The organism is Bacteroidota bacterium (assembly GCA_018698135.1).
Classification (GTDB): Bacteria; Bacteroidota; Bacteroidia; order CAILMK01; family JAAYUY01; genus JABINZ01.
The window spans coordinates 21,627-32,062 of the sequence record JABINZ010000280.1 but is presented as its reverse complement, the minus strand read 5'-3'; the positions used below and the strand labels follow the sequence as shown (position 1 = coordinate 32,062).

At 35.9% G+C, this 10,436-nt stretch carries 7 protein-coding genes; 3 read left to right on the top strand and 4 right to left on the bottom strand.

The genetic code is table 11. The features are described 5' to 3' along the window. Positions 1–193: 193 nt before the first annotated feature. Complete coding sequence (locus HOG71_17465; GenBank protein MBT5992638.1) at positions 194–1,030, top strand: hypothetical protein; 837 nt, start codon at positions 194–196, stop codon at positions 1,028–1,030. A 159-nt stretch (positions 1,031–1,189) separates the two neighbouring features. On the opposite strand, the gene HOG71_17460 is transcribed toward HOG71_17465, so the two are convergent. The 4 genes from HOG71_17460 to HOG71_17445 are packed head-to-tail and all read right to left on the bottom strand — an operon-like array spanning position 1,190 to position 6,874. Continuing rightward, the gene (locus HOG71_17460; protein ID MBT5992637.1) at positions 1,190–2,284 is read right to left on the bottom strand and encodes a bifunctional 3-deoxy-7-phosphoheptulonate synthase/chorismate mutase type II; all 1,095 of its coding nucleotides are present in this window, start codon (positions 2,282–2,284) and stop codon (positions 1,190–1,192) included. A 44-nt stretch (positions 2,285–2,328) separates the two neighbouring features. Further along, positions 2,329–3,333, bottom strand: a complete 1,005-nt coding sequence (locus HOG71_17455; protein ID MBT5992636.1) for a hypothetical protein — start codon at positions 3,331–3,333, stop codon at positions 2,329–2,331. Further along, positions 3,333–5,567: a TonB-dependent receptor gene (locus HOG71_17450; protein ID MBT5992635.1), complete on the bottom strand. Its 2,235-nt coding sequence runs from the start codon at positions 5,565–5,567 to the stop codon at positions 3,333–3,335. The genes HOG71_17455 and HOG71_17450 overlap by 1 nt, the downstream gene beginning before the upstream one ends. A 17-nt stretch (positions 5,568–5,584) precedes the next feature. Then, positions 5,585–6,874, bottom strand: coding sequence for a T9SS type A sorting domain-containing protein (locus HOG71_17445; GenBank protein MBT5992634.1), 1,290 nt, complete (start codon positions 6,872–6,874; stop codon positions 5,585–5,587). A 345-nt stretch (positions 6,875–7,219) separates the two neighbouring features. Between HOG71_17445 and HOG71_17440 the strand changes: the two genes are divergently transcribed. After that, the gene (locus HOG71_17440; protein ID MBT5992633.1) at positions 7,220–9,196 is read left to right on the top strand and encodes a T9SS type A sorting domain-containing protein; all 1,977 of its coding nucleotides are present in this window, start codon (positions 7,220–7,222) and stop codon (positions 9,194–9,196) included. An 11-nt stretch (positions 9,197–9,207) separates the two neighbouring features. Continuing rightward, entirely contained in the window at positions 9,208–10,275 is a 1,068-nt protein-coding gene (locus HOG71_17435) for a tetratricopeptide repeat protein (protein ID MBT5992632.1), read from the top strand. Positions 10,276–10,436 lie beyond the last annotated feature (161 nt).

The following is a 10,436-nucleotide window of genomic DNA, read 5'->3' as shown; positions in this document are numbered from 1 at the left end:
TGATAAAACCTAACAGGTGGCCTTGCTCCTGTTTGGTTGAAATATAGAATAAATATCAATAAGTTTCCCTTTCGACCTATCAGGTTTTATTCAACCAGATAGGTCTGATGCCAACAAACAACAAATATGTTCACATTCACAATAATTTCATGTAAACTTTGTTAATATTCTTTTAAACTTAAAAAAAACTCACATGAAAAAATTACTGATTATCTTTCTGCTCTGCTCATCAACTTTTGTCTTTGCTCAGGATCTTGTCACTAAAAAAGGCGTAAAAATCCTACCTGAAGCAAAATCTTTTGCCTTTGGACTTGATGCAACTCCCATACTTAATTTCGCAGGAAATATGTTTAATGGGGATAATAACAACTATTTCAGACTAGGCATGTTAAGAGGCCTGAGTATTAATATGAAATACCTTAAATCAGAAAATATGGCTATCCGAATGGCTATTAATCCGATGCTGCATTCTGTTAAAGATGAAGAGCTTGTAGTGGATGACCTTATACTTCCAGGCGATCCTTATAACAATGCTAAAGTGAGTGATCTCACTATATCAAAAAATCATGGATTAATGGTGTATGGAGGTATTGAAAAAAGAAAATCCAAAGGACGAATGACTGGATATGTAGGTGCCGACCTAGGTCTTGGATTTTCAAATTATACACACGAATACATTTATGGAAATGAATTTTCAGTGACCAATCCTTATCCTACGTCAACTTATCATGGCAAGAATTATGACGGTTATCGGGTTACTTCCTATAATGATGGTTTAGCATTTATTTCGAGTCTCAGACCATTCGTTGGACTTGAATTTTTCATCTGTCCAAATATTTCGTTAAGTGCTGAATACGGAATTCTAGCAGAATTAAGTATGAAGAAACAAGGAAAAGCGACTTCTGAGCTATGGGCTCCCTTTACACAACAAGTTAGGGAACAGACAACAGCTATAGGTGAAGAATTGGACTTTGATATACAAGGCGATAACTTAAATGGAGCTGTGGGATTGTATATCTATTTCAACTAAAAATTATCAGGCTCGCAGATCTAGTACAACAACACACAAATTAAACCTGCCCCAAGTTTTGTGTTATCACTAACAACAATAAGTCAAAAACTAGTTGGTGATAACACCAACTAAGGCAAAAGCTGTGAGGTTTATCATTGCCGAATTAGCAAATTAAGCTTAGTCCTCCCTATTCATCACATCATTTTGCCTGAGAATACTTTCCATGTGAATAAGAGAAACCAATTTCACCAGAAATTCTCTTGACAAACCCATTTTTCGTCCAATTTTGGTATTGAGATTAATGGTTTTTTGCCAACGTCTTAATTGAAAAATAGTGAGATTATTTTTCTTTTTATACTCCCCAATCTGCTCAACAATTTCCATGCGCTGAGAAAGAAGTTCTATCATTTGTTGATCAATGCTATCGAGTTGTTCTCTGAACACTTCCAGCTTATCGTGCTTTAAATTGCTTTCAAAAACAAAATGGCTATAGGTTAAGCTATCCAATAAAAGACTTAACTGCTGTGGTGACATTTGTTGTTTGGCATCACTCAAGGCGCTTTTTGGATCAATATGACTTTCAATCATCAATCCATCCATTCCCAAATAGAGTGCTTTTTGTGCTATTTCAAAAATTGAATCTACGTTTCCAGCAATATGACTAGGATCACAAATAATGGGTAAGTTAGGAAATCTGCGTTTTAGTTCCAGAGGTATCTCCCACTTGGGAATATTTCGCAAAGCTGTTTTTTCAAAAGGGAAAAAGCCCCTATGAACAACTGCAAGTTTTGAAACCCCTACTTTATTGAACCTTTCCAATGTTCCAATCCACAAATCGATATCGGGATGTATTGGATTTTTAATCAGTACTGGAATGTCAATGCCTTTTAATGCATCAGCAAGTTTGCGAATATAAACGGGGTTTGAACTTGAGCGTGCTCCTATCCATAAAATATCAACTTCATTTTGCAAACATGCTTCAATATCTTCAGGTGTAGTTACTTCTACAGTAGTGAGTAAACCGGTTTCCTTTTTCGCTGTATTCAGCCACTGCAAACCAATATTGCCGACTCCTTCAAATGAATTCGGACTGGTTCGGGGCTTCCAAATACCTGCCCTGATTACTTTAACCCTATCAATTTTCTTCAGAGCTAAAGCCGTATCCAATAATTGCTTTTCGGTTTCTGCACTGCAAGGACCGCTTATAATAAGTGGTTTATCTTTCAATAAAGGATTCCAGGTTGATATTGCTTGTAAGTTTAGTGCTGCCAAGTGATTATTTTTCTTGGGCAAATTTACAAAATATCGATAGCATACTATAGCTTTTGTAATTCAACAGTAGGAAAGCCTTTATCTCCTTGCTGATTATAAAAACTTATGAAACGAAACTTGTATAAAAATCCATCAGTATCCTGAATAATATATACATCCTGGGAATTAACTTCATAGGTTCCATTGGTAAAGCTATACTTTTTCCACTCATAGCCAATAATATCGCGTTGATTCAGCAAAGACAAATGATTGACGGTGGAAAAGGAAATGTTATCAAAATCTGTATCCTTCAGAACTGTGGCCAACACTTTAAACGGATTTAACAGAACACCTAAAACCAAATAAGGAACAGCTTCTCCTTCATCGGTATACAAAACGTGTGAATATTGTGTGAAGTGTAAATCCCAATTCGTTTTCAAAGGTTCGATATTAACTTGTTTACCTCCATTTTTAAAAGAAAAATAAGCATAATTTCTATCGGTATCTTTTGGAATTAGCAAACTATCTTCCTTGCCACCATCCAGTTCAGCATATTTCAAATAATACCCTTCATTGTAAGCCAGCAGCTGTATTTTCCGATAACCCAATTGATTACCTTCTTCATTCATTCCTAAATCAATGGCATAAACTGATTTATATGAAATTGGTGGATTTTTAGATAAATCAGCCCATTTACCAATGGCCATAGAATCAGTATGTCCTGATGGCTCATCAAATTTCCAATTGCCTCCGGTTGTATCAAATGCAGCATAAAAATTAGTTACACCAACGACAAGCATTTTCATGAATTTTGAATTGTTCATAATGATACTATAGCCGGTATCTGAACTCTCAAATGCCAGATCCCAATCGGTTTTATGATTAGAGGAAATCACTTTATTTGTTCCCAAGTCAAAATAAACCTGATACTTATAATCCTCAGCCATTTCAATTTCAGCAGATTGTATATCTCCAGAATTGTGCTTTGGAACCAACACATCCTTTTCAAAACAAGACTGCAATCCAACCATGGATAATATCAAAAACAATATGTATAGGTTCGTTTTCATTAATATGTATTAAATACATAAGCAAGTTTGAAAAACATAGTTCGACCCCATGCAACAGGTGTGTTTCCACCTCCATCAGTATGCACTCCACCACTGCTGCCAATGCCTACAATATTTGTGTTATCAAATAAATTTTTCACACCGGCTGATACCTCCAATTTGTCTTTCACAAATCGTCTTCCAAACGACATATCCATGCTGTGATAATCGCTAATATAGCCTTCACTTATCACCCCATTATCACTTAAATAAAATTGTGGCAATTTGCCGTTATACTTATAATAAACTGAAATGAAAAACTTGTACTTTACGTTCTTGTATCTTAGGTTTGCACTCACATCTTTGCTATAGGTAAAATCAGCTAATGTCGGATTTTCATCTGTAAAAGAATTATATCGTCCGGTTAAGGAAAAGCCCGTCTTTACTGTAAATCGGGGGTGCATCTGATAAGTGAAATTAAACTGACCACCATGTGTTTTAAAATGATCAACATTAATATATGAATAGTGAGTGGCATCCTCGGCAGCAAGGGTAATTATATTTTCGATAATATTATTAAAAAGAGAAGTCTCAAAACCAAAATTATGCTTTGATTTACTGAATTTATAAGCTGCTGATAAACTGAAATTATAAGCGTATTCTGCCTGCAAATTTTCGTTGCCAATAATGTTGTGATTTACATCCACAAAATACAAATACAATTCCTTTAAAGATGGCGCTCTAAATCCCCTTGCATAAGATGCTCTGAACAGCAGTTTTTGAGCTGCCTGCCATTTTATATTTAGTGAATGAACCAAAGGTGCCTCATAACGTGTATTATAGGCATATCGCAAACCAGGTTGAAAAGTTAATAGATTGCTTGGGCTGTATTTCACACTTAAAAAAGCAGCATAATCACCTATATTTTGAGATTGATTCAGTATGCGTTTACCACCTCCACTTTCAATATTAAAATCGTAGCCCAACTGGTAATTGAATTTACTTTCCTTCTTGCTTTTACTGAAAGTACCTCTTAACAAATAGGCATGAAACAAGCTGGTATCATGATCGAATTCATAGGAGGTTAAGTTTTGTTCCAAAGTGGTTAAATCGGTGAAATAGGTTTGTTTAGCACGATTGAATGAGGAATAGGAAAATAATATATTCAGAAATCGGTCGCTTTTCAGTTTTGCACTGAAATCCAATTTATTAGCCAAGCGAATGGTTGTAAAATATTGATCAAAAGCATTTTCAAAATATGGAGCCTGCAAATCGCCTTTATCCTGCAATAATTCATGAAAAAAGGAAGCAGAATACTTAAACTTCATTTTCTTTAGGTCATAAATATAATACGCATCGGTGGTGTATTGCCTTTTGGGATTCCATTGCTTCGACCGTACACTATCAGTTTCACTATAGCCACCAAAAAAATTCCTGGCAGCTGAAATAGAGTAAATATGGTTTTTCTTTTTTCCGGAAATAATTCCCGAAAAATTGTACACACCAACTGATTCATAATAGGTATCGAAAGCTGTTGAAAACCGAGCCAATTTGCTTTCTTTGGTTATAATATTTATCGCTCCTGCCAATGCATTGCTTCCGTAGATAACCGACATAGGCCCTTCCACAATTTCAATATGATCGACATTGTGCAGATTCAGCTGACTGAGATCAATATTACCATCCATCCGCCCAATTACAGGAACTCCATCTATCAACAATTTTATGTGCTCGCCTGACAAACCTTGCATGCTCATTTTGGATCCAAGGGAGTTGTCCTGTGAGGTTCTTATATTCAGCTCTGTAGCCAACAATTCGCTCAGGTTATTGGCTCCTTTTTCACTAATTTGGTTTACATCAATCACCTTCACTTTGTAGATTGATTGATCGGCCTTAACAGGTGTGTATTGGGCAGTTACCACAAATTCATTCTCCTGATAACTGGAAGGCAACAGCTCAAAAATCAAATTCTCAGATGCTGTTATGGTATCTATCAGGTTTTCAAAACCAATATATGAAATTACAATAATGTTTCGCCCATTTGCTTGAACTGTAACAAATCCATTTTCATTGGTGGTAACAAATTGCTTCTCTTTGGTCAGCACATTTTCCAGACAAATATTGGCAAAAGCAAGCTGTTCTCTTGAGTATTTATTAACGACACGGATGTTAATATCCTGTGCAATCAGTTCTCCTGAAAAAAGGAGAACCAAGGCAGATATAACAAACAGCTTCTGTACTAATCGTTTTGACATGAACAACAATCGATCGCTTAATTAATAACAAATTGCTGAACCATTGTTCGGCCATTAACATTAATTTTAGCAATATAATTTCCTTGGCTTAAGGATAATGAATTCAAACTAAGCCTACTTAAACCTGTACTATGCTCAAATTTGGTGGAGTGTACTTTTTGTCCCATCATTGTGTAAATGTCAAGACTGACTTGTGCATTTTCAACAGCATGCAAAACAAAGTTTAAATTTCCTGCCCTTGCAGGATTTGGATAAACAACAAATTCAGCTTGCTTAATGCCCTGATCGTTATAAACAGAGCTTCCACCAATATTTTTTGTATTAAAAACAACTTTACCCGTTCCGGTAGATCCACTCACAAAATCAGTAAAATAAAGTTTGTAAATATTTCCATTTATATCTGAAACAAAATACAACAAAGAATCCACCATATAATAAACCGGAGGCATACCGTTTGATGCTTTCCAATCTCTTCCTATAACAGATATTGAAGTTGAGTCGAATGTTTCATTTACATAATCCTCATATGTGCTTTCTTCTTGTCCCACAACTCGTGCAACATAGACTCCTTCATTCGTTAAAACACCCATAACCGGATAATCGACAGGAGTAGGTCCCATGTATACTTTGTCGACATATTTTGTAAAAACCATGTCCCAATCTGTTTTGGCTGGCTGACGATCTCTGACAACATCATTGGACAGATCATAAGCAACAAAATCTTTAGTCATATATGTATTGCAATCGAGTACAACTGATTTTTCTTGCGAACCATCCAACATAGCATACATAAAATGATATTTATTTTTTGATGATTCCTTTTTAACTAGCCATATTTTCCTGAAAGACTGATCGGTTAACTTTATGATATAGAATGAATCAGCAATTAAATTATGGGTGGTTGAATTGTAATTACACCAGCCGTAATCGGGATGTGTTCCTGCATGTGCAGAAAAAGCACCTTCTTCCCAATCAGTTAGGCTATTATTCATCGCTTTCCAGCCAGAAAGTCCGCTGGTATCAGCTGACATCCAACCCGATGTATCTCCATTTTGATAGGTGTAAAGCACAACTCCTGATCCACCATTAATGATAATGGAAGAGCTCATGATGTTGGTTCTAAAAGCAATATCCCACATAAAGCGGTCTTCTTCAGCAACATTTCCATTCGCAAAACTATAGAAAACATCATTTGCATAATCGGAACCCATTTCAATTGAATCACCTTCAAAAAGCTGTAAAGTGGTTGAAGTTGCCTGTGTGTATAGTAAGAGGAGAATGCTTAAACTTAGTATTAATTTTTTCATGATTATTATGTCGTTATTTAAAAAAAATGACAACAGATTCACACAATCTGCTGAATGAAAAACGAATGAAAAAATAAAACTTAACCTTTTCCTGATTGACAAAAGTTCGATTGTCCAAAGGTTCAAACCAAGCCTGTTTTATCCTTCATTTTTCACATGCAATTTTACTGCGAACAATCTGAAGATAATCTGAAGTTGATTATTATTTGAATATTTATGTATTTCAATAATGCAATGCTTTATTTATTCACCTAGGCTTTCACAAAAGGCATTGTTAACTAAATCCCTTTATCAATTCACATTAAATTTATATCTTAGCTGTCCGAAGAATCTAAACATTAATTTATGACAAAATCATTTACTCTAATTTTAGTTTTATCACTGTTTTTACCATTTTTTGTTTTTTCACAGACCAAAGCCGAAGACCAAACCATTAAGGTAAGTTGTCAGGTAGAAACATCAACACCAAAAATTATTTTTAGCTGGCCAGCTGATGCAAGCGCTGAATACTACGTTATTTCGAAAAAAGAAATTAATGCCAGCAGTTGGGGGCCAGCTTATGCTAACATTGCCGACACCTCAACTTATTTTGTAGATGATCAGGTTAGAAGCGGAGAAGCATATGAATACAAGTTTTATAAAAACCGAGGAATAGGCAACTTAAAAGGTTACAGCTATCTATATGCCGGGATTGAAATGCCTGCCATTGAATACAGAGGCACCGTAGTTTTATTAGTTGACAGTAATTATGTAATTGATCTCAAAACAGAAATTGACCGTTTAGAAATGGATTTAATTGGAGATGGATGGCGAATTATTCGACACGACATTTCAAGAGGGACAAGCGTTTCGGATATACGCGATCTGATTATTGCCGATAAAACAGCAACACCAGAGTTAAGTACTGTTTTTCTATTAGGACATATTCCTGTGCCCTATTCAGGAAATATTAATCCGGACGCACACGGTGATCACCTTGGTGCATGGCCAGCTGATTTGTATTATGGTGAGATTGATGGAAGTTGGACAGATGCATCCATTAACAATGTAACAGCTTCAAGAGATGAAAATGACAATATACCCGGAGATGGGAAATTCGATCAAAGTGTAATACCATCTGATGTTGATTTAGAAGTTGGTCGTGTTGATTTATACAATATGCCCGCTTTTGCCTTAAGTGATGTGGAATTAATTCGTCAGTACTTAAATAAAAATCATGATTTCCGTCATGCCATATTAAAGGCAGAAAAAAGAGCCCTGATTGATGACAATTTTAAAAGTTATGATGAAGGATTTGCACAAACGGGTTGGAGATATTTTTCTGCCATGTTTGGTGCTGACAATGTGAGTGCTCTTGATTTCTTAGGCACACTGGCAACAGAATCCTACTTATGGGCTTATGGTTGTGGAGGAGGATCCTATACTTCTTGCGGAGGAATAGGCAAAACAACCGATATTGCTGCAACCACTATCAAAGCTGTTTTCACTCCCTTATTCGGTTCTTATTTTGGCGATTGGGATGCCCAAAACAATTTCCTTCGCGCACCTCTGGCTGCCCCCACATCTCCATTAGCCACTTTTTGGGCTGGGCGACCTCATTGGCATATCCATCACATGGACTTAGGAAAACACATTGGTTATTCAACCAGGCTAACGCAAAATAACAGCAGTTTATATCCAGCTGGTTATGGCGCTCGCTGGGTTCATGTGGCATTAATGGGCGACCCAACTTTGAGCATGCACATAGTTGAACCAGCTACTTCATTGAAAGCCGACAGCGTTGGAAACGTAACTGTTCAACTAAACTGGACTGCTTCAGCTGATCCTGATATTTTAGGATATGAAATATTCCGGGCAAATAGCCTCAAAAGCAAGTTTGAAAAAATTAATAGCAATTTGGTTATTGGCAACTCTTATTTAGATGAAGCCTCACTCAATGGAAACAATGTGTATATGATACGTGCAATGAAACTTCAGGTTTCAGGTAGTGGAAGTTTTTATCAACTTAGTCAGGGGATTTTTGACTCCACCTCCACCAATTGGCCTACATCCCTTCAGGAAAAGGAGGCTCAAGCAATCGTCAGCACGTATCCCAATCCTACGAAAGATGAATTAACTGTTTTAATAAAAAGAAATCAGGCTAAAGATGTTCAAATTAGTTTGTCAAATGCTGTAGGACAGCAACTTTATCACAACCAGCTTCAGGATGCACAAAATGAGCTGATCGTAAAACTTCGTTTGGCAGAATATGGCAAAGGCATCTATTTTCTCAACATAAATTCAGACGCTACTACTTCTATTCGTAAAATAATTGTTGAATAAAACAAATCATCATGAAAAAAATTGGATTCTTATCAATTTTACTTTTCCTGTTTAGTTTAACCTATGCTCAAGATGGAAAAGATGGAGCAAAACAATTGGCTGAAAAAGGAGCCAATAAAATTCGCTTCGAAGAATACAAAGACGGGATTAAACTTTACAAGAAAGCCTTGAAAATTGACAAGAAAAATATCGATTATAAATACAACATTGCCTATGGTTATTATATGTTAGGCAAGGGGAAAAAAGCCTGGAAAATTATTGATCCTGTTTTAAAAGAAAACACCAATCTCAAAGACTATCATGCTTTTTTAGCCAATTTATACGAATCGCTTGGCAAGGAATACAACATTAAACCAAAAGAAGTTATTGTAAAAGGCCCTTCTTCTGCAAAGGAATATGCACACGAAGCCATGCAAATGATTAATTCTGATCCTGCCAAAGCCCGCTTGTATTTCGACCATGCAATTAATTTGCAACCCGATGAAGCAGAGTATTATTATCAGGCTGCCAAATTATATGCTGGAACTGTGGAGCGTATGTGGACGCTGATTTATGGTGAAATTTTTGTCAACCTCGAGAAAACCACCGAAAGAACGCTGGAGATTAAAAAGCTCATGATGGATACCTGGCGAAATTCAATTACCATCAATACAGCCGATGAAGTAAGTGTTGAACTTACACAAGAAAAAGCAACTTATGGATTGGATAAATTTGATGAGAAAAAGTTTGTTGTCAACTTTGCAGAATCATATGAAACCACACTTGAAATTGGACTCTATCGACTTGAAGATGGCTTGTCGTTAACCAATATGTATTTTTATTACCGGGATTTTGTCAATTATTGGTTTCGTAAAAAGGAATTGGAATATCCCTGCTTTATTTTTGAATGGGAAAAAACAATCTCAGAATCGGATCATCTTGAAGCCTATATTTTCTGGCTTTTCAAAGATTCCTTCCCTGCTGAATACAATGACTGGATCAAAATTTTCAGTAAACAAATGGCTTCATTCGAAAGCTGGTTTGCCAACAACCAAATGAACATTACAGAGTATAATCGGGTAAATGGCGTGAAGTATTGAGGAGTAGGAAGTTATGAATTAAAAGTTAAAAGTTGAAAGTTCTCAATCGTTCTTAATTCGTTGTTCTATTGTTCTCCTGTTCTATTGTTCTAACATTAGTTAAAAGTTAAAAGTTGCAGGTTACAAGTTCTTAATTCGTTGTTCATTTGTTCTATTATTCT

Bases quoted from the DNA above. Each gene is read 5' to 3' on its own strand.
- HOG71_17445 (MBT5992634.1), bottom strand. From the start codon at position 6,874: ATGAAAAAATTAATACTAAGTTTAAGCATTCTCCTCTTACTATACACA.
- HOG71_17455 (MBT5992636.1), bottom strand. From the start codon at position 3,333: ATGAAAACGAACCTATACATATTGTTTTTGATATTATCCATGGTTGGA.
- HOG71_17435 (MBT5992632.1), top strand. From the start codon at position 9,208: ATGAAAAAAATTGGATTCTTATCAATTTTACTTTTCCTGTTTAGTTTA.
- HOG71_17440 (MBT5992633.1), top strand. From the start codon at position 7,220: ATGACAAAATCATTTACTCTAATTTTAGTTTTATCACTGTTTTTACCA.
- HOG71_17450 (MBT5992635.1), bottom strand. From the start codon at position 5,567: ATGTCAAAACGATTAGTACAGAAGCTGTTTGTTATATCTGCCTTGGTT.
- HOG71_17465 (MBT5992638.1), top strand. From the start codon at position 194: ATGAAAAAATTACTGATTATCTTTCTGCTCTGCTCATCAACTTTTGTC.